The sequence below is a fragment of the Xanthomonas prunicola genome, from assembly GCF_002846205.1.
In the GTDB taxonomy this organism is placed as follows: Bacteria; Pseudomonadota; Gammaproteobacteria; order Xanthomonadales; family Xanthomonadaceae; genus Xanthomonas; species Xanthomonas prunicola.
The window spans coordinates 598,115-623,670 of sequence record NZ_PHKV01000001.1 but is presented as its reverse complement, the minus strand read 5'-3'; the positions used below and the strand labels follow the sequence as shown (position 1 = coordinate 623,670).

Annotated in this window: 20 protein-coding genes and 1 pseudogene; 16 read left to right on the top strand and 5 right to left on the bottom strand. The window is 66.2% G+C overall.

What is annotated here, in order from left to right:
* Nucleotides 1-176 precede the first annotated feature (176 nt).
* A complete protein-coding gene (locus XpruCFBP8353_RS02795; protein WP_101361822.1) occupies nt 177-677 on the top strand; it encodes a YcxB family protein in 501 nt (166 codons plus the stop codon).
* A 23-nt stretch (nt 678-700) separates the two neighbouring features.
* On the opposite strand, the gene ampR is transcribed toward XpruCFBP8353_RS02795, so the two are convergent.
* Nucleotides 701-1,576 carry a LysR family transcriptional regulator AmpR gene (gene ampR, locus XpruCFBP8353_RS02790; RefSeq protein ID WP_101361821.1) on the bottom strand — a complete coding sequence of 292 codons (876 nt, stop codon included), beginning with the start codon at nt 1,574-1,576 and terminating at the stop codon, nt 701-703.
* Nucleotides 1,577-1,673: 97 nt separating this feature from the next.
* On the opposite strand from ampR, the gene bla reads away from it, so the two are divergent.
* From bla to XpruCFBP8353_RS02775, 3 genes and pseudogenes are all read left to right on the top strand, one after another.
* Nucleotides 1,674-2,588, top strand: coding sequence for a class A beta-lactamase (gene bla / locus XpruCFBP8353_RS02785; RefSeq protein ID WP_101361820.1), 915 nt, complete (start codon nt 1,674-1,676; stop codon nt 2,586-2,588).
* Between the two features lie 142 nt (nt 2,589-2,730).
* A pseudogene (locus XpruCFBP8353_RS02780) lies at nt 2,731-3,670 on the top strand (alpha/beta hydrolase).
* A 208-nt stretch (nt 3,671-3,878) separates the two neighbouring features.
* Nucleotides 3,879-5,435: an ArnT family glycosyltransferase gene (locus XpruCFBP8353_RS02775; RefSeq protein WP_101361819.1), complete on the top strand. Its 1,557-nt coding sequence runs from the start codon at nt 3,879-3,881 to the stop codon at nt 5,433-5,435.
* Nucleotides 5,436-5,697: 262 nt separating this feature from the next.
* Here the strand turns inward: XpruCFBP8353_RS02775 and XpruCFBP8353_RS02770 are convergent, their stop codons facing one another.
* From XpruCFBP8353_RS02770 to XpruCFBP8353_RS02760, 3 genes are all read right to left on the bottom strand, one after another.
* Entirely contained in the window at nt 5,698-7,851 is a 2,154-nt protein-coding gene (locus XpruCFBP8353_RS02770) for a phosphocholine-specific phospholipase C (protein WP_101361818.1), read from the bottom strand.
* Between the two features lie 74 nt (nt 7,852-7,925).
* Nucleotides 7,926-10,337 (bottom strand): TonB-dependent receptor, encoded by a 2,412-nt coding sequence (locus XpruCFBP8353_RS02765; RefSeq protein ID WP_101361817.1) that lies wholly within the window; start codon nt 10,335-10,337, stop codon nt 7,926-7,928.
* Nucleotides 10,338-11,004: 667 nt separating this feature from the next.
* Nucleotides 11,005-12,249: an MFS transporter gene (locus XpruCFBP8353_RS02760; protein ID WP_101361816.1), complete on the bottom strand. Its 1,245-nt coding sequence runs from the start codon at nt 12,247-12,249 to the stop codon at nt 11,005-11,007.
* Between the two features lie 561 nt (nt 12,250-12,810).
* Between XpruCFBP8353_RS02760 and XpruCFBP8353_RS02755 the strand changes: the two genes are divergently transcribed.
* Nucleotides 12,811-13,104, top strand: a complete 294-nt coding sequence (locus XpruCFBP8353_RS02755; RefSeq protein ID WP_101361815.1) for an FmdB family zinc ribbon protein — start codon at nt 12,811-12,813, stop codon at nt 13,102-13,104.
* An 84-nt stretch (nt 13,105-13,188) separates the two neighbouring features.
* Here XpruCFBP8353_RS02755 and XpruCFBP8353_RS02750 read toward each other — a convergent pair whose 3' ends face one another.
* Nucleotides 13,189-13,962, bottom strand: coding sequence for a DUF3011 domain-containing protein (locus XpruCFBP8353_RS02750; RefSeq protein WP_101361814.1), 774 nt, complete (start codon nt 13,960-13,962; stop codon nt 13,189-13,191).
* Nucleotides 13,963-14,119: 157 nt separating this feature from the next.
* On the opposite strand from XpruCFBP8353_RS02750, the gene aspS reads away from it, so the two are divergent.
* The 11 genes from aspS to tolQ all read left to right on the top strand — a co-directional run bounded on the left by aspS (nt 14,120) and on the right by tolQ (nt 25,508).
* On the top strand, nt 14,120-15,886 hold the full coding sequence (gene aspS / locus XpruCFBP8353_RS02745) for an aspartate--tRNA ligase (RefSeq protein WP_101361813.1): 1,767 nt from the start codon (nt 14,120-14,122) through the stop codon (nt 15,884-15,886).
* A 428-nt stretch (nt 15,887-16,314) separates the two neighbouring features.
* Entirely contained in the window at nt 16,315-16,842 is a 528-nt protein-coding gene (locus XpruCFBP8353_RS02740; RefSeq protein ID WP_101361812.1) for a GNAT family N-acetyltransferase, read from the top strand.
* A 167-nt stretch (nt 16,843-17,009) separates the two neighbouring features.
* Nucleotides 17,010-17,687, top strand: a complete 678-nt coding sequence (locus XpruCFBP8353_RS02735) for an alpha/beta hydrolase (RefSeq protein ID WP_101361811.1) — start codon at nt 17,010-17,012, stop codon at nt 17,685-17,687.
* A gap of 89 nt (nt 17,688-17,776) precedes the next feature.
* Nucleotides 17,777-18,505: a YebC/PmpR family DNA-binding transcriptional regulator gene (locus XpruCFBP8353_RS02730; RefSeq protein WP_101361810.1), complete on the top strand. Its 729-nt coding sequence runs from the start codon at nt 17,777-17,779 to the stop codon at nt 18,503-18,505.
* A gap of 129 nt (nt 18,506-18,634) precedes the next feature.
* The gene (ruvC, locus tag XpruCFBP8353_RS02725; RefSeq protein WP_101361809.1) at nt 18,635-19,159 is read left to right on the top strand and encodes a crossover junction endodeoxyribonuclease RuvC; all 525 of its coding nucleotides are present in this window, start codon (nt 18,635-18,637) and stop codon (nt 19,157-19,159) included.
* A gap of 157 nt (nt 19,160-19,316) precedes the next feature.
* Nucleotides 19,317-19,901, top strand: coding sequence for a Holliday junction branch migration protein RuvA (ruvA, locus tag XpruCFBP8353_RS02720; RefSeq protein ID WP_101361808.1), 585 nt, complete (start codon nt 19,317-19,319; stop codon nt 19,899-19,901).
* 196 nt (nt 19,902-20,097) lie between these two features.
* Nucleotides 20,098-22,005 (top strand): potassium transporter Kup, encoded by a 1,908-nt coding sequence (locus tag XpruCFBP8353_RS02715; protein WP_101361807.1) that lies wholly within the window; start codon nt 20,098-20,100, stop codon nt 22,003-22,005.
* A 2-nt stretch (nt 22,006-22,007) separates the two neighbouring features.
* Nucleotides 22,008-23,129, top strand: coding sequence for an SMI1/KNR4 family protein (locus tag XpruCFBP8353_RS02710; RefSeq protein WP_101361806.1), 1,122 nt, complete (start codon nt 22,008-22,010; stop codon nt 23,127-23,129).
* Between the two features lie 39 nt (nt 23,130-23,168).
* Entirely contained in the window at nt 23,169-24,209 is a 1,041-nt protein-coding gene (gene ruvB / locus XpruCFBP8353_RS02705) for a Holliday junction branch migration DNA helicase RuvB (protein WP_101362443.1), read from the top strand.
* Nucleotides 24,210-24,258: 49 nt separating this feature from the next.
* A complete protein-coding gene (gene ybgC / locus XpruCFBP8353_RS02700; protein WP_101361805.1) occupies nt 24,259-24,717 on the top strand; it encodes a tol-pal system-associated acyl-CoA thioesterase in 459 nt (152 codons plus the stop codon).
* Nucleotides 24,718-24,728: 11 nt separating this feature from the next.
* Complete coding sequence (tolQ, locus tag XpruCFBP8353_RS02695; RefSeq protein ID WP_003482569.1) at nt 24,729-25,508, top strand: protein TolQ; 780 nt, start codon at nt 24,729-24,731, stop codon at nt 25,506-25,508.
* Nucleotides 25,509-25,556 lie beyond the last annotated feature (48 nt).

Genomic DNA, 25,556 nt, shown 5'->3' with positions numbered 1-25,556 from the left:
ACCCGACTGCGCAGCCGTCGGGTGGTCGCGGCCGGTGCTCGGTGCGGCAGGTACCACTGCAACATTGCGGTTGCTGCGCACGGTTCGTCCTTGCCTGCCGACTGCGCCACGGGGCGTTCGCCACGACAGAAGCGCCTGGGTTACGCTGCGCCTGGAGCCAAACAAGGAGGTTGCCCATGATCACCGCCACCATCAGCCTGGAAGACCATCTGGCCGCACAGCGATTGCATGCGCGGCATTCTTCCAATCGTTTGATCGTGTTTCTGGCAGTCCTGCTGCTGATCGGGGCAGGGCTGCTGAAACTGAGCGGCGCGCGCGAGATCATCGGCCCGGTGCTGATCGGCGGCGGTGGCGGCGGTTTGATCGGCTTGGCGCTGTTGCACGTGTGGGGCCTGCCGCGGCGGATCAAGCGCCTGCATGCGCAGCAGGCCTCGCTACGGCATCCCTACACCTATGCGTGGGACGAGAACGGGCTGGAAGTCACCTGGGCGGACGGGCATTTCCGCCGCCCCTGGTCCGACTACATTCGCGTCCGCGAAAACGACCGCGTGCTGTTGCTGTATCACAACGACCGCCTGTTCGAGCTGTTCTGCCCGCACTGGTTCGCCGACAAGGCCCAGTACGAGGCGTTTCGTCAGCTGGCCTTGCGGGTGGGAAAGACACCCAAAGCGTTCTAAGCGCGGCAGTGCGCCGGCGCTGCTCAGCGGCTGAGGTGCTGTTCGGCCAGCAGCCAATCGCGCAGCCGTCGCCCGGCGTCGCTTTCCGGCCGCGAGCGCAGTCGCGTTAGCCAATAGCGCCCGGCGTCGATGGTGATCGGGAACGGGCAGACCAGGCGGCCGGCATCCAGGTCCTGGCGAAACATCGGCAGCGGCAACAACGCCACGCCGGCGCCGGCTGCCGCTGCGCTGGCCAGGGTCAGCGACGAATCGAACATCGTGCCGCGCGCAGGCACCTCAGTGACGTGTGCAGCGCGAAACCACTGCGGCCACTCATCTAGACGATATGAGCGCAGTAACGGCACCCGCGCCAGATCGTCGGGCGCGCGCAAGCCGCGCGCCATTGCCGGTGCGCACACCGGCGCAAAGGGCGCTTCCATCACGGCTTCGGCAACTTGGCCCTGCCAATCGCCATCGCCGAAGCGAATTGCCAGATCCAGGCCTTCGCCAGCCAGATCGACGCGGTTGTTGTGGGTAGACAGACGCAGCTCGATATCCGCATGCGCCGCGTGGAACGCCGCCAGCCGTGGCAACAGCCAGCCGGTGGCGAAGGTGCCCACTACGCCCACGCTGAGCACCTCGCGGTAACGGCCATCGGCAAAGCGCTCCAGGGTGGCGGCGATGCGGTCGAACGCCTCGCCGAGCACCGGTGCCAGCGCGGCGCCTTCGTCGGTCAGCGCGACACCGCGCGGCAGGCGATGGAACAAGCTGGTGCCCAACTGCTGCTCCAATGCCTTGATCTGGTGACTCAGCGCAGCTTGGCTCACGCACAGCTCGTCCGCCGCGCGGGTCAGATTCTGGTGGCGTGCAGCGGCTTCGAAAGCGCGCAGGGCATTGAGTGGGAGACGGGGCCGGGGCATGCGCAGAGATTAGTTCAATTCATGCCTGGGATCGAAACATCGCGCTGGTCGCTGTGACCGGGGACCTCGATACTGCGGGCTTTCCGGGAGGTGACCAATGCATAGCAGGCGACAGTTTCTACGTGGAGCCGGGGTCGGGATTGCCTTGGCGGTGTCCGGTAATGCCTTGGCAATCAAGCCGTCCAAGCCAAGCGCCGAGGCCGCGCTGCGTGCCCGCTGGGTCGAGATCGAACGCCGCAGCGGCGGGCGGCTGGGGATCAGCCTGCTCGATACCGCCACCGGCCAGCGGATCGAGCAGCGGCAGGACGAGCGCTTCCCGCTCTGCAGTACCTTCAAATTCTTATTGGTTGCTGCGGTCTTGCAGCGGGTCGACCGTGGCGAGTTGCGGCTGGACCGGCAGGTGCCGATCCGCGCCGAGGACATGTTGTCCTATGCGCCGGCGACCAAGCCGCATGTGGGCGGGAGCCTTAGCCTTGCCGAGTTGTGCCAGGCGGCGATGATCTTCAGCGACGGGGTGGCGGCCAACCTGCTGTTGACCCAGGTCGGCGATCCGGTCGGCTTGACCGCCTTCATCCGAACCCTGGGCGACACCCAGACCCGCTCGGATCGCAACGAGCCGTCGATGAACAATTTCGCTCTGGACGACCCGCGCGACACCACTACGCCGGCGGCGATGCTGGGCAGCATGCGTGCCGTGCTGCTGGGCGATGCCTTGCAGCCGGCCTCGCGCAAGCGGCTGACCGATTGGATGATCGACAATCGCACCGGGGACGACTGCTTGCGTGCGGGTTTCCCGCAGGGATGGAAGGTCGGCGACAAGACCGGCAACAACGGCACCGACAGCCGCAACGACATCGGCATCGTGTGGGTGCCGGGGCAGCAGGCGCCGCTGCTGTTGACCACGTATTTGAACAAGGCGACCGTCGATGCCGATGCCCGCGATGCGGCGCTGAAGGCCGTGGCGCAGGCGGTGGCGGCCTGGTGGCCGACCCGCGCAGCGCGCGCCATCTAGCCTCGTTTGCTCTCTCTCGCCTGCCGCACGGTGCGCGCCGCGTGCTTCGTGGCAGGCGAGAACACCGCCGATCCAGCGGCGACGCGGCGGATGGCCGCCGCGAGCATCCCCTGCAGTCCTGTCGTTCCCTGTGAAGTTCGCCATGCGCCTGTTCGTCTGCTGTACGTTTGCCATCGTCCTGGGCCTGTGTGCGCATGCGGCGCAGGCGCGCGTCTGGGAACCCACGCCGGGTCATGTGCAGGTACCGATCTGGCCAGGCGCAGTGCCGAATGCATTGCCGCATCCGAAGCCGGAATCGGCCGGGCCCGGAGCCAGGGTCGACAACGTCAGCCGGCCGACCATGACCGTGTATCCGGCGCAAGGGCACAACACTGGTGCCGCGGTGGTGGTGTTTCCCGGCGGCGGCTACCAGATGCTGGCGATGGATCTGGAGGGCACAGAGATCTGCGACTGGCTGACGGCGCGCGGCATCACCTGCGTGCTGCTGAAGTACCGCGTGCCGAGCTCTGGGCCGACCTGGGTGGATGGCCACCGTTACTACCCCAAAGTGCAGACCGCGCTGCAGGACGCGCAGCGCATGCTCAGCCTGGTGCGGCAGCAGGCCGCGAGCTGGGGCGTGGACCCGCACAAGATCGGGGTCATGGGCTTTTCCGCCGGTGGCCACCTGCTGGCCGCGGCCAGCACGCATTTCGCCGAGCGGACCTATCCGCTGGTGGATGCCGCCGATCGTGTGAGCCGCCCGCCCGGATTTCGCCATCGCCGTGTATCCGGGCCATTTGTGGGCGCACGAGGACGAGGATGACGACACCCGCGATCCCACCCATCTGGACCTGCGTCCGGACATTCGTGTCGTCGCCGATACCCCGCCGACCTTCCTGCTGCAGGCGCAGGACGATCACGTGGACGGCGTTTCGCAGGTGCTGGCGTACTACGCCGCGCTCAACCGCGCCGACGTGCCGGTGGAAATGCATGTGTACGCCCAGGGTGGCCATGCCTTCGGTCTGCGCGCCAAGGCGCTGCCGATCGCGCAGTGGCCGCAGTTGGTGGAAACCTGGCTGCACACGATCGGCGTTCTGCATTGATGGGTCAGTGCTGCTGATGGGGACGACAAGTCGATCATCGCGAGCGCTAGGGCGATCGCAGGTGTGACGGCGCTGCTGGACCGGCAGATGCGGTGAGTTCCTGGCAGATTCTGGTGCCAGCGACGGCTTGCGCTCGTTGCCCGCAGAACCGACACTGCGCGCCCGGCGGCCTTGCGCCTGATGGCCGGCGCCTACAGGAGCGCGACGCGTGAACCAGCAACTGCCCCCCGACCGTGGCCTGCTACCGGCCCGGATTCTGCTGTGCTATTCGGCCATCGCGCTGCTGGTCATGCTGGTCTTCAGCTGGTCGATGCCGCCTATCGATGCGTCCGGTTTCCGGCAGACGCAGACCGCACTGTCGATCGACTGGATGCTGCGCGGTGGGCCTTTCCTGTCCTATCTCACGCCGGTGCTCGGCGCGCCGTGGTCGATCCCGTTCGAGCTGCCGCTGTTCCAGTGGTTGGCTGCGTTGCTGTCCAAAGTCACCGGCATGAGTGCCGACAATAGTGGCCGCTTGCTGTCCACCCTATTCCATGTGGGCTGCATCTGGATGACGTATCGCATCACCCTGGTACTGCGCCCCGACCGCGTGCTGGCGCTGTGCATTGCCGGTGCGTTCGCGGTGTCGCCGTTGGCCCAGTTGTGGGGGCGCTCGGTGATGATGGAATCCACCGCGGTGTTCTGCGCTCTGGTGTTTGTCTGGGCGATGGCACGGCTGTACGTGCAGCCGCGGGCCTGGCATGGCGGGGTCGCCGTTGCTGCCGCGGTAGTGGCAGCCCTGATCAAGATCACCACCTTCTTCGGGTTTGCTGTCTTTACCGTACTGGCCCTGGCCTGGGTGGCGCTGCGCGAGCATGGCTGGCGTCCACAGTGGTTGGCCGGGCACTGGAAGCCGTTGGCCTGGGGCGCACTGGCAGCCGCGGCGGCGCTGGTGGCACTGCTGCTCTGGCTGCAGCATGCCGATGCCCTGAAGGCACAGTCGCTATTGGGCCAACAGGTCACGTCCGATAGCCTGTCGGGCTTCAATTACGGCACCCTGCAGCAGCGCCTGGATCCGGCCATCTGGTGGGGAACCATCTTCAAGAAACGCTTCGCCGGACCTGTCGGTTCGAACTGGGTGTTCCTGATCATCCTCATCGCCGGTTTGTCGATCCGCCAGATCCGTGCGGCGGTGGTCTTGCTGTTGCTCGCCTATCTGGCGCCGATGCTGGCCTTCACCAATCTGCAGGTGGTGCATCCCTATTACCAGTTCGCGCAGGTGGTGTTCGCCACGTCGATCGTCGGCCTCGTGCTGTGGTACGTGGTGGAGCGTGGCCAGGCGATCGGTAAACCCGGCCGCGGCGTGGCATTGGCGGTGTTCCTGTGCCTGCTGTCACTGGGCTCTGGCCTGGTGAGTTCGCTGAAGAACATGAAGGAAGCACGTGCGCCGACGTCGATCTCGCAGATCGCCGAGCAGATCCGTGCCGCGACCCCCGAGCAGGGCGTGGTGGTGGCCTTCGGCGATGACTGGTCTTCCGAACTGCCCTATCGGTCCGGCCGCCGCGCGGTGATGATTGCCGACTGGGCGTCCGATCAGGCGTTGCAGTCGCTGGCCAGTACCGACATTGCGTTGGGCGGGCTGCCGCTGGCGGCGATGGTCGATTGCCCCAACAAGGTGGGCAGCACGCCGCAACGGGTGCAGTGGCACGCCGCGATCGTGCAGCGTTATTCCGCTGGCGCGCAGCCGCAGACGATCGGCGACTGCCGGTACTGGCTACATCGGTAGTCCAAGCCGGCGGCTTGGCCGGCGACGCGGTGTGCGTGGGCCAGGGGGCGTCAGGGTTTGCGTATCAATGATCGTGCTTGCCGGGCGGCCGCTGTCGCTGGGCATGGTGCGTGACCGCGGCAGCAGAGCGTGTTGCCGCCCGCGCTGAACGAGGCCACCGTCGACGCCGAGACGCACGGCGCGGCGCCACGGCGGAGCGAGCTGATGACGGCGCACGCCGGTCCGGTCCTTGCCGAATCTCCACTCCCCAATCCCGTTCGTCTTACGCAGGTCCTGGGCCGTCGATGGGGGGCGGATCGTCCTGATACAGCCGTGCCGGGCCGCCGAGCGCGGGGTCGCTGATCCCGGGCTTGCCGGTTTCCACGCGTCCGGCCAGGCGCTGGCGCGCCCCGTCCTGGACCAGCCACAGGTCGTACCAGCCGCCGGTCGATGTAGCGCTCCAGCGCACACGGTGCTCCTCCCCGCCCGCGACGGTGACGTGCTGGTGCGGTTGCGCTTGCGTATAGGCGCCAGGTTCCAGCGCGACATGCAGTGGGCGGTTGCCGGGATTGCGTAATGTCAGGCACAGCACCTGCGCATCGTCTGCGTCCTGCGTGATCTCGGCCAGTAGCGGCGCGGCATCGAGGTCGCCGCGGTAATGGCGATGGAAGCCGTTGGGACCGAGCAGCCACAGATCGTAGCGCCCGTCGTAGGTGGTCCAGGTGCCTTCCACTGCGGCGCCGTTCCCCACCGTGTAGCGGTGCGGAATTGCGGCAAGATCGAAGCGATCGTAGACATGCAGCACTACCGCGGCGCCTGCGTTGCTCATGTGCAGCTTCACCTCGCCACGCGCGGGCAGATGGGCTAGCTCCACGCTGGGGCGATACGGCAGCGCACGCGAGCGGCGCACGCCGAACGGTTGCTCGGGCGGCTGCAACGTGGCCGGCAACGGCGGCAGGGCGTGTTCGCGCAGGGCTGCCGCGCGCACTGCGGTTACGCTGACATCGGGAAGCGCGGCGGCAAACGGGCGTGCATCGGCATTGCGGAAATCGAAGGCATTGGTCAGATCGCCACACACCGCACGCCGCCACGGTGTGATCTCCGGCGCGGGCACGCCGAAGCGGCGTTCCAGCAGGCGCAGCACCGAGGTGTGGTCGTACACCTGCGAATCCACCCAGCCACCGCGGCTCCATGGCGAGATCACGTACATCGGCACACGCGGGCCGAGCCCATAGGGTCGCCCGCGTAATTCGGGCAGATCCACTTTCTGCTCGCCTGGTGCCGCGTTGCGATGGTAGTCGTCGTCGGTGGCGATCGTCGATGCGCCGGCAAACCCGCCGAACGCGCGTGCATCCGGCGACGGTGGTGCGGGCGGCGGCATATGGTCGAAGAAGCCGTCGTTCTCGTCGAACATCACCAGCAAGGCGGTGCGGCTCCACACCGCCGGATCGGCAGTGAGTGCGTCCAGCACGCGCGCAGTGTAGGCCGCCCCCTGGGCGGGGCTGGATGGATCCGGGTGCTCGCTGCCGGCCGCATCGGCAATGATGTAACTCACCGCAGGCAGGCGCCCGCCCAGCACGTCCTCGCGCAGCTGTGCGACACCGCGCGTGCTCACACCACGCGCGCGTAACTGCGGATCATGTCCGGGCGTGCCACTGTAGGCCTGTCGAAACGGTGCAAATCCCGCTAGCGGGTTGTCGGTGAAGTTGTCAGCCATGTCCTGATAGATCTGCCAGGACACACCGGCGTGCTGCAGCGCTTCGACGTAGGTGCCCCAGCGATACGGCTCGGCAAACCCGCCCAGTTGCGGAAAGTTGTCGTGCGAATTGCCAATCACCGGGCCGCCCGCGCGCGCCTGCGGATCGTTGCCGCCGGTCCACAGGAACACACGGTTGGAATTGGTGCCGGTCTGGATCGCAGCGTGGTACGCATCGCATACGGTAAACGCCTCGGCGAGCGCGTACTGGAACGGAATGTCTGCGCGCGCGTAATAGCCCAGCGCATGATTGTGTTTGGCTGCGGCCCACTGCCCGAGCCGGCCATGGTCCCAGGCCTGCTGTGCATCCGGCCAGCTATGCGGGGTGCCTTTGACACGCATGAAACCAAACTGCGCAGCCGTGTCCAACGCGAACGGTGTCAGCCATTGGCGGCCGTCCTCGCTGGGTTGCAGCCACACCGTGCGCGCTGGTGCGCCCGGCAATGGCGGCGCCGGAATCGGAAAGCGGTCGCCGAACCCCCGCACGCCGGGCAGGGTGCCGAAGTAATGATCGAACGCGCGGTTTTCCTGCATCAGGATCACCACGTGTTGCAGGTCCTCCAGCGTGCCGCTGCGACGATCTGGCGCAATGGCCGCGGCGCGCGCGATGCTGGGCAACAAGGCGGCCGCGCCGCTGGTGAGGCCGGCTTGCAGCAGGCGGCGTCGGGGCAAGTCGATCATGTGGGCTCATCGCATCGGAAGGACTGCCCGCACCGGTGCATGGTGCGGGCATCGCATAGCATGGCAGCTCGCCGTTACAGATCCAGCGTCAGGGTCAGGCCCACGGTGCGTGGTGCTGCGATAAAGGCGCTGTCGCTGCCGTCCACGCCTTCCAGATAGCGCTTGTCGGTGAGGTTGCTGACGTTGAGCGCCAACTGCAGGCCTTTGAGTTGCGAGCTCAGCTGCGAGAGTTCCACACCCAGATTGGCATCGAAGGTGGTCACGCCATCGAGCGCGGCACGGTTGGACGCGTCCAGATAGCGCTTGCCCAGGTAGCGTCCGGAGACACCGAAGCGCCATGCCTGGCCGCGCCAGTCGGCCGACACCACCAGCGTATTGCGCGGTTGGCCGATCACCTGCGCACCGGGGGTGATTTCCAATGCGGTATCGCGCGCGGCATCGCCACTGCCGAGGTAATCGGCCTTGTTGTAGGTGTAGGCACCATTGATGCGCCAGCCGTTATCCCAGCCGTAGCCCAACGCTGCTTCGACGCCGCGTGCATGCACGCCACCGAAGTTTTCGTAGACGCCATCGGTTTCGCCCAGGTAGTCGATCCCGGTGACGAAGTTGGCCGGCACATACACGATGCGGTTGTCGAAGCGGATGTCGTAGAGCGTGACACTGCCGGTCAACGGCCAGCGGCTGACACGCAGGCCAAGTTCGATGTTGTCGGCGGTCTCCGGCTTCACCCGGCTGAGTGCGACCGGGTCGGTTTCGCCCAGCACGCCGGACGGAATCGCGGCGAAATTCTGTGAGTAACCGGCAAAGGCTTCCAGGCCCTGCACCGGTGTGGTCCAGGTCAGGCCGGCCGACAGTAACGGATCGGAATGCGAATCTGATTCGGCGTGCTGCGCATCACCGATGCGGCGGTCGCGGGTCTGGTCGACGAAGAATTGCTTCACGCCCACGCGCCAGGCGAACGCGCCATAGCGCATCACGTCTTCCACGTAATACATCTGCTCATCGGTCTGGTAGTTGTCCTTGAACTGCACCCAGTACGGCTGATGATCGAAGCTGATATTGGTGCCGACATTGAGCAGGCGATGCCAGTCGCGGGTGACGCTGCGGTCGTAGCGCTCCAGCCAGGCACCGGCGCGCACGGTGTTGTCGATCGCGCCGAGATCGGCGCGCCATTCCACATCGGCCATCGCACCGGCACGGTGATTGTCGTAATGGCTATGGCGATACGACTGCACCGGCACCGAACCTGCGGGATAGCAAGCAGGATTGGATTCGGCCGGCACCGCGTCGCTGCCGGCGCAACCGGCCAGCATGGTCGCAGCTGCGCCGCCGGGGGTGAGGTAATACAGCTTGCCCAGGTCGCTGCCGCCATACACGGTGTTGCCGCCACGAGCCTCGGATTCGGGTGCGCCAGCGCCATCGTTGGTGACGTCCACAAGATACGGCGGAATCCAGTCGCCGCGCCCCTGCATGCGGTGCGCATAGCCAGTGAGTGTGGTCTTGAAGCCGCTGCCGCCATCGAACGCGCCGCGCAGATAGCCGAACGTGTTCTTGCGTAGTGCACGCGAGCCGGAACGGTAGTTCTGGTCCAGATACGGAATGCCGGTGAGCGTGCCGGTCAACAGGTCGTGCTCGGGGTCGCGCGCGAACTGCTCCGGGGTCACGCTGGTGTATTCGGATTCGTCGGCATCGTCGTAAGAGGCGTAGCCACTGAGCGTCCACGTATTCAAAACGCTGACGAATTTGCCGGCGAGGTGGTCGCGACTGGTGTGGCCGCTGCCGTCGATCCAGTCCTCGTTACGTGCCGAGGAACCACTGATCCAGGCACGCGTGTTGTCGCCGAGCAGGCCGGTGTCGTAGCGCGCGTAGTACTTGCGCGCCTGGTTGTCGCCGATGCCGCCGATCACGCGCACGCGCTGCGTTTCCAGCGGTTCACCGGTGAGATAATTCAAGGTGCCGCCCAACGCTTCGTTGGAGCGCGAGGCGATATCGGCGGTGCCCTGACTCACTTCCACCGTTTCCAGATCCGGCATGTCGATAAAGCGATTGGCCTTGGAGCCGCCGCCGTAGGCCGAGCCGCCGTTGGGCACGCCGTCGACAGTGGTGCCGATCTGCTGCGTATCGCGATTGCTGACGAAGCCGCGCATGCTGATCTGCGTGCCCCAGTCGGACGAACCGAAGGCATCGGCCTCGGTCACCACCACGCCGGGCAGTTCGTTCAGGGCGTCATTGACGCTGCCCAGCACGAACTGGCGATCCAGCATTTCCTTGCTGACGGTGGTCTTGGAATAGGTCATCGCCTGGCCGACCACCTGCACCTGGTCCAGCGTGGACACCTGTTCGCCAGCGCTGGCCGGTGCGGCCGCGGCCGGGTCGGACGTTGCGCCGTCCGGAGCCTGCTGAGCGTAAGCGGGCAGGGTGAGCGGAACCAGCAACAAGGCGAGCGTGGCCGGACGGCGCACGCGCGAGGAGGACGTCGAATCCATTGCAATCCAACAAGCGGGGAGGGTCCGCAAAGACTGCCGCGCTTGCATTGCGTGATGATGACCGCGCTAAAGGTGTGGCCGGGATCACTGGACGCACTTAGGAAGTCCTAACGTCGGGACGATGGCGATTCAGCGCTGTTTGGATATCGCCAGTCGTATCGACGGAGGTTCACGCGGACCGATGACGTCGAGGCATGAGACAACCATGACGTCGAGTCGCAGCTCCGCTCGGATGTGCTTAAAAGCCTGGCGAGTCGAGTGCGCGGTGCCCTTACCACCTGCGGCGCACGCCGTGAATCCGTCCATGGAGGCTCCTTGGCGGCATCCATGCCGCCAAGGGTCCCGCAACCGGTAAGGACACCGCACCAGGAAGTTGGTCGGTGGCCGCGTGAAAAGTCGCTTGTCGCACGTGTGCCGGGTTTCGAGCGGCACACCAGTATCGAGCAACGCGCATCACGCACTGCTCTTAACTGTGCACACCGACCACCTTGACTGGTTCTTGCCCGCTCACCGTCGCGGGACGTTACGCGGCATGGATGCCGCGCAAGAGCCTACAAGGACGTACTTGCGGCGTGTCCCGCGACGGTGGGCGGGCAAGGGGCTCTGCAGCAACGCCGCAGATCGCCTGATCAGCAGCGCAGCGACTGACGACAGCGAAATAAGTGTGTCAGCCGCCCTTGGCGTGCGGCGGTGCTTCGGCCTGCTGTGTTTCCGGCATCAACTCCAGCGCCGATGGCGTGGTGCGCAGCATCGGGCGGAACGAGATCGGATGGGTGCGGCGGCGCGTGAAGCGCAGCAAGCGTGTCAGCGTAAATCCGGACAGCGCCAACAGCATCACCGCGAAATACACCGGCAGTGCCGCTGGTCCGAATTTCTGCATTGCGCCACCGGCCAGGGCCGGACCGATCGCCGCGCCCACGCCATGCACCAGCAGCAGGCTGCTGCAGCCGGAGAGCAGCTCTTCGCGCGGCAGGTAATCGAGCATGTGCGCCACCGCAAACGGATACAGCGAGAACGCCAACCCGCCATAGACGAAAAACAACACGAACAGCATGGTCGTCTGCGTTTGCACCATCGGCAGTGCCGCAGCGATGGCGATGCCGGCCGCCAGTACACTCACCGTCACCAGGCCGATGCGGCGGTCATGCCCATCGCTGATGCGTCCGATCGGCCACTGCAGCACCGCACCGCCCACGATGGCTGTGAGCATGAACATCGCAACGCCGTCCGAATCCAGGCCGATCCGGTTGGCGTACACCGGCAACAAGCCCCAGAACGCACCCATCGCCAGGCCGGAAAGACCGGCGCCAATCGTCGCCACCGGCGCCAATGCATACAGCGTTTTCAGTCGCAGGCGTGAGACATGCGGGACTTCGGGCGGAATCAGGCGCGTGGTCATCACCGGCATGACCGCTGCACAGAACAGGATCGCCGTCAGCGTGAACATCGCTGGTGCGCCCGCATCGCCTGCAGTGAGCAGGATCTGGCCCAGCGCTAGCGCCGACAGATTGATCGCCATGTATACCGAAAACACCCGGCTGCGCCGACGCGCGTCCGGCTCGGCGTTGAGCCAGCTTTCGATCACCGTGTACAGGCCGACCAGTGCCGCACCGGTCACCAGGCGCAGCACGCCCCAACCCCAGGCGTTCAACCAGATCGGATGCAGCAACACCGCAATGGCTGCCAGCGCCGCATAAAACGCAAATGCGCGGATGTGCCCGATGCGGCGAATCAGCGGCGGCGCGAAGAAGGTGCCGAGAAAGAATCCGGCGAAGTAGCCGGACATGATCAAGCCCAATGCACGTGCATCGAAGCCAGCCTGATCGCCGCGCACAGCGAGCAGCGTGCCAAGCAAGCCGCTACCGGTGAGCAGCAGGGCAACGCCGAGCAATAAGGCAGTCAGCCGCACCATGGATGCGGCCCTCGTGGGGGGAAAGGCGCGTCGATCACGCGTTCGAGTGTAACAGCCGCGCTGGTGCGGCTCGATCGATGGGACTCGCATAACGCGATCATGGAATGCTCGATGAGCAGGTCGGTTGTGGAGTGGGGCCGCGCAACATCGCCATGTATGGGCGTGGACGTAGATCTGCTTCGATCCGAGTGCCAGCTCTGCGCTGGTGAAGGAGATCCGCCGGAAGTGCAGGTTCAAGACGCCTGCAAAAGCCGCGCCGTATGAGATGAGGAGGCCTTCAGATGAGGAGGCCCTCTAGGCCGCAATTGACGCGCTGGCCGAAGCGTCTTCGTCGACGCAGCGCATTCGCTCGTCGTGTCCATGCGGCCGCCAGCGGCCAGCACGCCAGACGCCCCAGCTTCACAAGAGGCCGGACGCACCGCGCGCGAATCGGCAGTGGGCCGGCAACTGCCGGGCACTGTCCGCCTGCCCGGCTCTGTGTCGGTGCGATTCGATCATTGCGCCGACACGCCCGCATCCGTCTAGAATCTGCGCCCTTGCGTCGTCTTCAGCGGATCTGTCATGCCCATCTACGCGTTCCAGTGCACCACCTGCGGCCATTCGTTCGACCGCCTGCAGAAGATGGCCGACCCCGATCCGCAGACCTGCCCGGCCTGCGCGGCGGCCACGATCAAGCGCCAGATCACCGCGCCCTCGTTCCGCCTGTCCGGCAGCGGCTGGTACGAGACCGACTTCAAATCGGCGGGCGAGAAGAAGAAGAACCTCACCGAGAGCAGCAGCGCCGGTGGCGATGCCAAGCCGGCGGCGGCCGCCGAGAGCAAGCCTGCTGCCAAGCCCGCGGCCGACCCCGCCTGAGCCGGACCAGCGCGCCGCAGCCGCTGGCAGGGCGGAAGTCACAACCCTTGGACCCAGCCGCGCGCGGCGCGCCCATTCGCGGCCTCAACGCGCCTCGAAGCGTGCCCGGCAACCGTCGTTGACCCACACCGTCGCGCGGCGGTCGTCGTACCCCCAACTGCGGCCTTCCTCGCAGCGGGTGTCGGACAGCTGGCGGGTCAGCACCGGGCGGCCATAGCGGCCATCCCAGCCGCAGGTACGCAGGCGGCGGTCGTCGCTGGCGCAGGTGATGGCGTAATCGTTGCGCGGGCGGTCGTCGCGGCCACCGTAGCCGCCGTCACCCCGGTCCCAGCCGTCACCGCGGGCCTGTGCAAATTCGCCCCGGCAGCCGTCGTCCACCCAGATCCGTCCACCTTCCTGGCGCCAGTTGCGGCCTTCCACGCAGGGCGTGTTGGAAAGTTGGCGCACCAACATGGCGCGGCGCCAGCCGGTGTCGCAGATTTTCTGGCGCTGGTCGTTGCTTTCGCAGCGTACCGTCCCAGCGACCCCGCCGAAGCCGCCACCTGGGCCATTGCCGCCGCCCCAGCCGCCGTTGCGGCCTTCGACAAAGCGACCGCGACAGCCATTGTCCACCCAGATCCGGCCGCGATCGCTGCCCCAGTTACGGCCTTCGATACAGCGTGTGCCGGAGATGTTTTCCACCAGCACAGCGCGGCCGCGGAATGGGGTATCGCACTCGCGGCGGCGGTTGTCGTTGCTGGAGCAGGTGATGGTGGGGCCGTCCCAGCCGCGTTCCTGCGCGCTGGCGGTGGCGCCGGCAAACGCGCCGGTCAGGGTGATCAGGCCGAAGCCGGAGAGCAGCAGGGCAGTGCGCAGCATCGTGTCGTCCTTGGTGCAGAAGGGGCGTGGCGCCTATTCAGCCGGGCGCTGACTTAAGCGCCGGTGAGCGCCTGCGCATTTGCTCCTGCCGCCCGCCGGCCCCAGAATATCCGGCTTTCCGGCGCTGTCCTGTGTCGGGTTTTCAGCGGAGCTTTCGATGCGTACCCACTTCTGCGGCCTGGTCGATGAGACCTTGATCGGCCAAACCGTCACTCTCGCCGGCTGGACCGACGTGGCCCGTAACCTGGGCGGGGTGTGCTTCATCGACCTGCGCGACCACGAAGGCATCGTGCAGGTGACGGTGGAACCGGTGGCCGGCGACGACGCCAGCGCAGAGCTGTTCAAGGTGGCCGCCAGCCTGGGCTACGAGGACGTGTTGCAGGTCGAAGGTGTGGTGCGCGCGCGCCATGCGGTCAACGACAAGCTGCGCACCGGCAAGGTCGAAGTGATCGCCACCCGCATCAGCATCCTCAACAAGGCTGCGCCGCTGCCGTTCCATGCGCACGAAAACCCGGGCGAAGAAACCCGCCTGAAGTACCGCTATCTCGACCTGCGTCGCCCGGAAATGCAGCGCATGCAGCGTACCCGCATCAAGCTGGTGCAGGCGCTGCGCCGGCATCTGGATGCGCGCGACTTCCAGGACATCGAGACCCCGATCCTGACCAAGGCCACCCCCGAAGGCGCACGCGACTTCCTGGTGCCGGCGCGCATGCATCCGGGCGAGTTCTATGCCTTGCCGCAGAGCCCGCAGCTGTTCAAGCAGATCCTGATGGTGGCCGGCTTCGACCGCTACTACCAGATCGCGCGCTGCTTCCGCGACGAAGCGCTGCGCGCCGACCGCCAGCTGGAATTCACTCAGCTCGACATGGAATTCGCCTTCGTGCGCGAGCGCGACGTGCAGGATTTCGTCGAAGACATGATCCGCGCCATCTTCAAGGAAGTGGTGGATGTCGAGCTGGCCGTGCAATTCCCGCGCATGACCTGGGCCGAGGCGATGCGTCGCTATGGTTCGGACAAGCCGGACCTGCGCATCGCGCTGGAACTGGTCGACGTGGCCGAGCTGGTCAAGACCAGCGAATTTCCGGTGTTCACCGCCGCCGCCAACGATGCCGACGGCCGCGTCGCTGCGCTACGCATTCCCGGTGGCGCCAGCTTGTCGCGCAAACAGATCGACGAGTACGCCGCGCACGCTGCCAAATACGGCGCCAAGGGCCTGGCCTACATCAAGCTGTCGGAGAGCGGCGAAGTCAGCTCGCCGATCGCCAAGTTCTTCTCCGAAGAGGCCTTTGCCGCGCTGCTCAAGCACGTGGGTGCCGGCAACGGCGACATCGTGTTCTTCGGTGCCGGCGGCTACACCAAGGTGTCCGACTTCATGGGCGCGCTGCGGTTGAAGGCCGGCAAGGACTTCAAGCTGATCGCCGATGGCTGGGCGCCGCTGTGGGTCACCGACTTCCCGATGTTCGAATGGGACGACGAAGCGCAGCGCTACGTCGCCCTTCATCACCCCTTCACCGCGCCGGCGGTGGACGATATCGCCGACCTGCGCGCCAACGCCCGCACCGCGGTCTCGCGCGGTTACGACATGGTGCTCAACGGCAATGAAATCGGCGGCGGCTCGATCCGTATCCACCGCCCGGACATGCAGAGCGCGGTGTTCGAGTTGCTCGGCATCGGCGCAGAAGAAGCGCGTGCCAAGTTCGGCTTCCTGCTGGATGCGCTCAACTACGGCGCACCGCCGCACGGTGGCATCGCCTTCGGCATCGACCGGATCGCTGCATTGATGGCCGGCACCGACTCCATCCGCGACGTCATCCCCTTCCCCAAGACCACCGGCGCGCAGGACCTGATGACCGACGCCCCGTCGCCGATCGCCGCAGACCAACTTGCCGAAGTGCACGTGCAGGTCCGCCCCAAGCAGGTCTGACCCGCCATCGAACACGGCCACGCCCAGCGCGTGGCCGTGTTGTTTATGCGCAGCGAGCAACATGTTGGGAAAGGCGTTGCTTGGCTAATCTGCGCCGCGCTCAACGCCCGTATCGAAGGGCTGCACGGGCAGCGTGGCGCACAGCAGGTGCGTCTCCCAGTCAGTCACGCATTACGCTTTCCTGGAACCTTGGCGGTCGTGTAGGAACTGCGCGCAGGCGCCAACATGCGATGCAGTCCGCTTTCCTTGCGCGAGCAATACGCCGGCGCACAGGGTGCTAGGGCCTCCTGGTGCTCAGACCCGCAGTTGGGCATGCGCATCAGTGCGCGATAGCCAGGATGCTCTCCGATTCTCGATTCTCGATTCCCACTTGCAGCAGCGCCGCCGCATGCGAGAAGCTGCCCCGTCCACTTGCCAGAGGGGCCCGCATGACCCGCATTCGCCGCGCCACGCCGGACGATGCCGAAGCGCTGTCGCTTCTGGCCGCACAGACCTTTACCGAAACCTTCGGGCATCTGTATCCGCAAGAAGACCTGCATGGTTTTCTGGAAGAGACCTATGCCGTGGAGCGCGCGCGCATCGTGCTGGCGCATCCGGACTACGCGATCTGGTTGCTGGAGATGGACAATCTGCTGGTCGGCCACGCCGCTGCCGGCCCGTGCGGCCTGCCGCACGATGAGGTCCGCCCCGGCGACGGGGAACTCAAGCGCCTGTATCTGTTGAAGGACTACCAGAGCAGCGGCTGGGGCAGCCGGCTGTTCGAAACCACACTGGAATGGCTCGAACGCGACGGCCCACGCACCCTGTGGATCGGTGTGTGGTCGGAGAATTTCGGCGCGCAGCGCTTCTACGCCCGCTACGGCTTCGAAAAGGTCGGCGAATACGACTTCCCGGTCGGCAAGATCGTCGACCGCGAGTTCATCCTGCGCCGCAAGCCGATCGTTGCGGCCGGCTGAGCCCGGCGCCCGCACGAGGTGATGCGGCATTGTGCCCGTGGTGCGCGACGCTTGCCGCAAGATCGGCGCAGCGCATGCGCGCGATCGGCACCCGCCATGTTCCCGGCAGCGCGTGTGCGCCTCAGACACGCGCCTGACGTCCGCCTCCCATCCCGGTAACCACGCCTTTGTCCAGCCCATCGTCCGCCATCCCGGTCATTCCCCGGCGCAGTCCGCGCAAGCACGCGGTCGCCGCCACCGCCGACGTGTTGCTGGTGCACGGCATCTGGAATACCGCGCACTGGCTGTTCCCGCTCGCGCGCCGGATGCGCGCCGCTGGGCTGGCGCCGGCGTTGTTCGGCTATGCCAGCGTGCTCGGCGGGCCGGCGCAGGCCGTGCCGCGCTTGATCGAACGCCTGCGCACCAGTCGCGCGCAATTGCTGGTCTGCCACAGCCTGGGGGGGCTGATGGCTTTGCAGGCCTTGTGCGAGGCCCCCGACCTGCCGGCGCGTCGCGTGGTCTGCCTGGGCTCGCCCCTGTGCGGCAGCGCCGCCGCGCGCGGGCTGGCGCGGCGCGGCGGCGTCTGGGCGATGGGCCGCAGTGCCGCCCTGCTGCAGCAAGGGTTTGCGCGCTGGGACGGGCCGGCCGAGATCGGTCAGGTGGCCGGGTGCGTGCCGCGCGGCGTCGGTCGCTGGCTGGCGCCGCTGGCCGAGGGCTCGGACGGTACGGTCGCGTTGGCCGAAACCCGTTTGCCGGGGCTGCGCGACCACTGCGTGGTGCAGGCCAGCCACAGCGGCCTGTTGCGCTCGCCCGAGGCCGCCGCCCAGGCATTGGCCTTCCTGCGCACCGGCCGCTTTCAGTCGTGAACATGCGCTGGCGGATGTTGTGGCCCCGGTGAGGGCAGGCAATCAGGTAAAATCCGCGCCCTGTCATCCAAGCCAGTCTGGAACCACCCATGGGTAGAGGCCCCTCCATCGAAGGCCGCAAGAACGCCTCCGACGCCAAACGCGGCAAGATGTTCACCAAGATCATCCGCGAGATCAGCGTTGCCGCGCGCGCTGGCGGTGGCGATCCGTCCAACAACCCGCGCCTGCGCACGGCCATGGACAAGGGCCTGTCGGCGAACATGTCCAAGGACGTGATCGAACGCGCCATCAAGAAGTCCACCGGCGAGCTGGAAGGCGTGGAATACGAAGAAGTCCGCTACGAGGGCTATGCGCCCGGCGGCGTGGCGGTGATCGTGGACTGCCTGACCGACAACCGTGTGCGCACCGTGGCCGACGTGCGCCATGCTTTCAGCAAATGCGGCGGCAACATGGGCACCGAGGGCTCGGTGGCTTTCATGTTCAAGCGCCTGGGCGTGCTCAGCTTTGCCGCCGGTAGCGATGAGGACACCCTCACCGACGCGGCCATCGACGCCGGTGCCGACGACGTGGTGGTCTACCCGGAAGACGGCGCCATCGACGTGCTCACCGCCCCGGACGCCTTCGCCCAGGTCAGGGACGCCCTGGCCGCCGCCGGCCTGGAGCCGGCCCACGCCGAGATCACCTTCCGCGCGGAAAACGACATCGCCGTCGACGGCGACACCGCCGTGCAGGTCCGCAAGCTGCTCGACATGCTCGAAGACCTGGACGATGTCCAGGACGTCTATTCGAACGTCGATCAAGCGGCGCTTGGCGCGTAAGCGCCGGGAATCGGGAATGGAGAATCGGGAATTGAACACGCCGCATCTGGCACCGCCCAGTGTCTCCGGGCAAGCCAGGAGGCAGCTCTACCCATTCCCGATTCCCAACTCCCCATTCCCGGCCGCTCGATGACCCGCATCCTGGGCATCGATCCCGGTTCGCAGCGCACCGGCATCGGCATCATCGACATCGACGAGGGCGGTCGCAGTCGGCATGTGCACCACGCGCCGCTGCTGCTGCTGGGCGAGGGCGATTTCTCGCAGCGGCTCAAGCGCCTGCTGCACGGGCTGGGTGAGCTGATCGAGACCTACCGGCCGGATGAGGTGGCGATCGAAAAAGTGTTCATGGGCAAGAGTGCCGCTTCGGCGCTCAAGCTCGGCCACGCGCGCGGCGCGGCAATCTGCGCGGTCGTCATGCGCGATCTGCCGGTACATGAGTACGCGGCCACCGAGGTCAAGCTGGCGCTGGTCGGCAAAGGCGGCGCGGACAAGGTGCAGGTGCAGCACATGGTCGGCATCATGCTTAACTTGAAAGGCAAGCTGCAGCCCGACGCCGCCGACGCATTAGCGGTCGCCATCACTCACGCCCACGTGCGCGCGACCGCGCAACGCCTGGGCGTCAATACCCAACAGGCCTGGAGCCGCAAGAAATGATGATCGGGATTCGGGAGTCGGGATTGGGGATTTGCAACAGCGACTCTGCGCGCGCTGTGCCGCTTCGGTGGTGCGCAGCCATCGTTGACGGCTGCGAGGGATCTTGCCAATCCCCAATCCCCAATTCCCAATCCCGGCACCGCCAGGGCGGTGCCCAATGATCGGCCGTCTGCGCGGGATCCTGGCCTACAAGCAGCCGCCGTGGCTGGTGATCGACGTGGGCGGGGTGGGGTATGAGCTGGAGGCGCCGATGAGCACCTTCTACGACCTGCCCGATGTCGGTCGCGACGTGATCCTGTTTACCCATTACGCGCAAAAGGAAGACAGCGTGTCGCTGTACGGCTTTCTGCGCGAGGGCGAGCGACGGCTGTTCCGCGACGTGCAGAAGGTCACCGGCATCGGCGCCAAAATCGCGCTGGCGGTGCTGTCTGGCGTGACCGTGGACGAATTCGCCCGCCTGGTCACCAGCGGCGACATCACCGCGCTGACCCGCATCCCTGGCATCGGCAAGAAGACTGCCGAGCGCATGGTGGTGGAGCTGCGCGACCGCGCGGCCGACTTCAGCAGCGGCGCGCCGATCACCGGTCAGCTGGGGCCGGACGCTATCTCCGAAGCCACCGTGGCCTTGCAGCAACTGGGCTACAAGCCGGCCGAAGCCGCCCGCATGGCGCGCGAGGCCGGGGCAGAAGGCGACGAAGTGGCCACCGTCATTCGCAAGGCGCTGCAAGCCGCGCTGCGTTGAGCGCAGCCCCACATCACTGCACCGCCGCCAAGCGGGCGCGGCCGGCACTCGGAATCGGCTGGGGCGGCTCGTACACTGCGTGTCCTTGTCCGTGGCCCGCCCGTACGTTGGTAGCCTGCGCCGTTATCGCAGATGCCGTTGGCAGGCGCTGTGTCCCTCATCTTCTTCACGCTGTCTGGCGAAAACTGCTCACCTAATGTCCCACACCCCTACACCAGCAGCCGGCGCCGGCCACGCGCCCGCCAACAGCCAAACCGCCTTGGTCATCGGCGCAATCGGTGTCGTCTTCGGCGATATCGGTACCAGCCCGCTGTACACCCTGAAGGAGGCGTTTTCGCCGCACTACGGGTTGACCCCGGACCACGACACCGTGCTGGGCATCCTGTCGCTGGTGTTCTGGGCGCTGATGCTGGTGGTCACGCTCAAATACGTCACCGTGATCATGCGCGCCGATAACGACGGCGAGGGCGGCATCATGGCGCTCACCGCGCTGGCGCAACGCACGCTGCCGGGCGGTTCGCGCTCGATGTATGTGGTCGGTATCCTCGGCATCTTCGGTGCCTCGCTGTTCTTCGGCGACGGCGTCATCACCCCGGCCATCTCGGTGCTGTCGGCGGTGGAGGGCCTGGAGGTGGCAGCGCCCAAACTCGAACCGTTCGTCGTGCCGATCACCCTTGTGGTGCTGAGCATGCTGTTCCTGGCCCAGCGCTACGGCACCGAGCGTGTGGGCAAGGCGTTCGGGCCGATCACCCTGGTCTGGTTCTTCGCGTTGGGCGCGATCGGCGTCTACAACATGGCGCGTGCACCAGAAGTACTGCATGCGCTGAACCCGTGGTGGGGTGTGCGTTTCTTCGCCGAACACAACTGGCATGCGGTGTTCGTGCTCGGCGCAGTGGTGCTGGCAGTGACTGGCGGCGAGGCGCTATACGCGGACATGGGCCACTTCGGCGCCAAGGCGATCCGTCGTTCCTGGCAGTTCGTGGTGCTGCCGATGCTGACCCTGACCTACCTGGGACAGGGCGCGCTTGTGCTGCGCGATCCCGCCGCGGTCAGCAATCCGTTTTACGAAGCAGTGCCCGAGTGGGCCCTGTACCCGATGATCGTGCTGGCTACCGCGGCCACGGTGATCGCCTCGCAGGCGCTGATTACCGGCGCCTATTCGGTGGCCAGCCAGGCCATGCAGCTGGGTTACATCCCGCGCATGCACATTCGCCACACCTCGCACTCCACCATCGGCCAGATCTACGTGCCAGCGGTGAATTGGTGCCTGCTGGCGCTGGTGGCGGTGGCGGTGATCGGTTTCGGTGATTCGGCCTCGCTGGCGACCGCTTACGGCGTCTCGGTGACCGGGACCATGCTGATCACCACCGTGTTGATGGTCATCTATGCGCGTGCCAATCCGCGCGTGCCGACGCCGCTGCTGTGGCTGTTCGCGCTGGTGTTCCTGGCAGTTGACTGTGCGTTCTTCTACGCCAATATCATCAAATTCCTGGACGGCGCCTGGTTCCCGCTGCTGCTGGGCCTGATCCTGTTCACGCTGATGCGTACATGGCGCCGCGGCCGCAAGCTGTTGCACGACGAGATTCGCAAGGACGGCATCAAGCTCGATACCTTCCTGCCAGGGCTGATGCTGGCGCCGCCCGTGCGTGTGCCCGGTACGGCAGTGTTTCTCACCGCCGACCCGATGGTGGTGCCGCATGCGCTGATGCACAACCTCAAGCACAACAAGGTGCTGCACGAGCGCAACGTGTTCCTGACCGTCGAGACCCTGCAGGTGCCGTACGCGGCCGCCGGGAAACGGCTGCAGATCGACGCGATTGGCGACGAGTTCTACCGCGTGCATGTGCGATTCGGTTTCATGGAGACTCCGGACGTGCCGCTGGCACTCATGCGCTCCTGCGACCAGGGTGGGATCTATTTCGATCCGATGGACACCACCTATTTCGCCAGCCGCGAAACCATTGTGGCCAGCGCCAATCGCGGCATGCCGATCTGGCGCGACAAGCTGTTCGCGCTGATGCATCGCAATGCCGCCCCGGCCACCGGCTTCTTCCGCATCCCCGGTAATCGCCTGGTCGAACTGGGCGCGCAAGTGGAGATCTGAGCGTGGCCGCGCACACATGGATGGTCTACGGCCGCGCACCGACGCTGGAAACGTTCTGGGACGAAGCGCTGAATCTCGGGCGCGTACCGGCGAGCGAGGCCGCCATCGCCGCCGCGCAAGCGCGGCTCGAGGTGCGTCTGCCGGCGTGGCTGCGCAGCCTGTATGCGCGCCATGACGGCGGCGCGGTGCAGATGGCCCGTGGTCAGTCGCTTGAGGAACCAGGCAACTGGCTCAAGGCCGAATGGCTGATCCCGCGTGCACGCCTGCTTGGCAGTGCGGAATTGTTTTCCTTCGCGCAGGTGCGCGCGCGCGAGGACTACCGCGACGACGCATTTGCCGGTCTGGCCGCCGGTGGCGACGACCGCCGCCTGGTCGTCATTGCCGCCGACCACCGCTCACCCAGCCGGGCCTTGTGTCTGGATTACTCCGAGCCGGAGGCCGAGCCCACCCTGGTCTATGTCGATGCCGGTGGGAACCGTCGGCTGATCGTGTTCGAAGACGTGGACGCGTTGCTGTCGCAGCTGGTCGATGTGGTGTATTGGTCGCCTGCATTACAGGCCAGGCACGATGAGAGCGAGCGCGTGCGCTGGCAGCCTCAGCCGCCGGCATTGCGCACGTTCTGGAGCGGGCCCGGGCACTGGAACGCAACCGCGGCGGCTGCAGGCGCCGATGCGCTGGCCGCTGCCGAAGCGCGGCTGGGCCTGCGCCTGCCGGCGTTGTTCAAGCAGCTCTACAGTGTCCAGGATGGCGGCGATACCCGCTGGTGCTGGGTGCCGCGGACCCGCTTTCCCGCCGATCTTTACGTGGATTGGGAATGCGTGCTGGTGGATCGGTATCTGTCGCCGCTGGCGAAGATCGGCAGCCTGCTGGATCTGGCCGCTGCCTTCGAAGACCCGGACGACTTCAGTGCGGCGGCGTCCCTGCATGCCGGTCTGGACCAGGTGCTGGTGCTGTCGTGCCACAACGTCGATTGCCTGCTGTGCCTGGACTATCGCGCGCGCGGCCCGCAGTGCGAGCCGGACGTGGTGTATTTCGATCGCTGGGAGGGACTGGTCCCGACGTGGTGCGCGCCGAGCTTCGACGCGTTCTTCAGCGTGCTGCGGCAGGCCGATCTTGATTGCTAGATGCTGCGCCGCCCGCGCGCGGCATGCGAAGATGGCGGGATGACCGAACAGCGCATCATCGCCAGCAGCTCCACCCGCGAAGACGATGCCGCCGATGCGAGCATTCGCCCCAAGCGCTTGGCCGATTATCTCGGCCAACAGCCGGTGCGCGAGCAGATGGAGATCTACATCCAGGCGGCCAAGGCGCGCGGCGAGGCGATGGATCATGTATTGATCTTCGGCCCGCCCGGCTTGGGCAAGACCACACTCAGCCACGTGATCGCCAACGAGTTGGGCGTGAGCCTGCGCGTGACCTCCGGCCCGGTGATCGAAAAGGCCGGCGATCTGGCCGCGCTGCTGACCAACCTGCAGCCGCACGATGTGTTGTTCATCGACGAAATCCATCGCCTCTCGCCGGTGGTGGAAGAAGTGCTGTATCCGGCGATGGAAGATTTCCAGATCGACATCATGATCGGCGACGGCCCGGCCGCGCGGTCGATCAAGATCGATCTGCCGCCGTTCACCCTGATCGGCGCCACCACGCGTGCCGGCTTGCTGACCGCGCCATTGCGTGACCGCTTCGGCATCGTGCAGCGGCTGGAGTTCTATTCGCCGCAGGAACTCACTCGCATCGTGATCCGCTCGGCGGCGATCCTGGGCATCGACTGCACACCCGAAGGTGCCGCGGAAATCGCACGCCGCGCACGCGGTACCCCGCGTATCGCCAACCGGCTGTTGCGGCGCGTGCGCGACTACGCACAGGTCAAAGCGGCCGGGCATATCGATTTGCCGGTGGCGCAGGCGGCCATGCAAATGCTCAAGGTCGACCCGGAAGGGTTTGACGAGCTCGACCGTCGCATGTTGCGCACCATCGTCGAACATTTCGACGGCGGCCCGGTCGGCGTGGAATCGTTGGCCGCCTCGCTGTCGGAAGAGCGCGGCACGCTGGAAGACGTGATCGAGCCCTATCTGATCCAGCAGGGCTTTCTGATCCGCACCGCGCGCGGCCGCATGGTCACGACCAAGGCCTATCTACATCTGGGCCTGAAGCCGCCGCGCGACCGCGCCCCGGGCATCGGCGAACCGGGAGACCTGTTTTGATGGCTGTTTGCCTGCCCACGTGGGCCATCTCGACCAGAAACGGCTGCCCATGACCACCGATTCCCGATTCCCATCCCCCGATTCCCCGTCCATATTCAGTTGGCCGACACGCATCTACTGGGAAGATACCGACGCCGGCGGGGTGGTCTACCACGCGCGCTACGTCGCCTTCATGGAACGTGCGCGCACGGAGTGGATGCGCGCGCTCGGTTACGGGCAGGAGCGCATGCGCCAGGACCACGGTCTGGTGTTTGCGGTCCGCTCGATGCAATTGGATTTCCTCAAGCCGGCCCGGCTCGACGACGCGCTGTCAGTGTCGGCGGTGCTGCTGCGATGCAGACGGGCCAGCCTGCTGTTCGCGCAATCGGTCCGTCGCGAAGGCGAAGTGCTGCTGACCGCCGAGGTGCGCATTGCCGCACTGGATGCCAGCGACTTCCGCCCGCGTGGCATGGACGATGCGCTGTATGACGTGTTGAAAGCTTTAGAAACCACAGAATCCGATTACTGAGGAACGAACGGATGTCGATTGCATTGCTCCTGGCCCTGCAGGACACGGTAGTGGAAGCACTACCGCAGGACGTCGCCGCTGCTGCGGCGCAGACCGCCAGCGTGGCGCACAACAGCAGCATCAACTATGTAGACCTGATCCTGCGCGCCAGTATCCCGGTCAAGATCATCGTGCTGCTGCTGCTGATCGGCTCGTTCATCAGCTGGGTGATCATTTTTCGCAAGGCGCGTGCATTCAAGCAGGCCAATCGCGAGGCGGACGAGTTCGAAAACCGCTTCTGGTCCGGTGCGGATCTGGCCAAGCTGTACGCCTCGGCAACCGACCGCAACCGGACCGTCGGCGGTCTGGAGTCGATGTTCGAAAGCGGCTTCCGCGAGTTCTCACGTCTGCGCGACCGTCGCCGTCTGGATGCACGCGTGCAGCTGGAAGGCGCGCAGCGTGCCATGCGGACCGCCTTCACCCGCGAAGTCGATCAGCTTGAGCGCAATCTCGAACTGCTGGCCAACATCGGTTCCACCGCGCCGTACGTCGGCCTGGTCGGCACCGTGTTCGGCATCATGGTGACCATGCACGACATGGTCAGCAGCGGCGAGCAGGCCGGTATCGCTGCGGTCGCACCGGGTATTTCCGAAGCGCTGTTCGCCACCGCCATCGGCCTGTTCGTGGCGATCCCGGCCGTGTGGGCCTACAACCGCTTCACCACCCGCGTGGAACGGCTGTCGGTGCGCTACGAAACCTTCGCCGACGAGTTCAGCTCCATCCTGCAGCGGCAGGCTGGCGCGGACGAGTGATGCGCGCTCCCGGCACGCCCGCGCATTGCGCTACGCGGGACGTGGTCG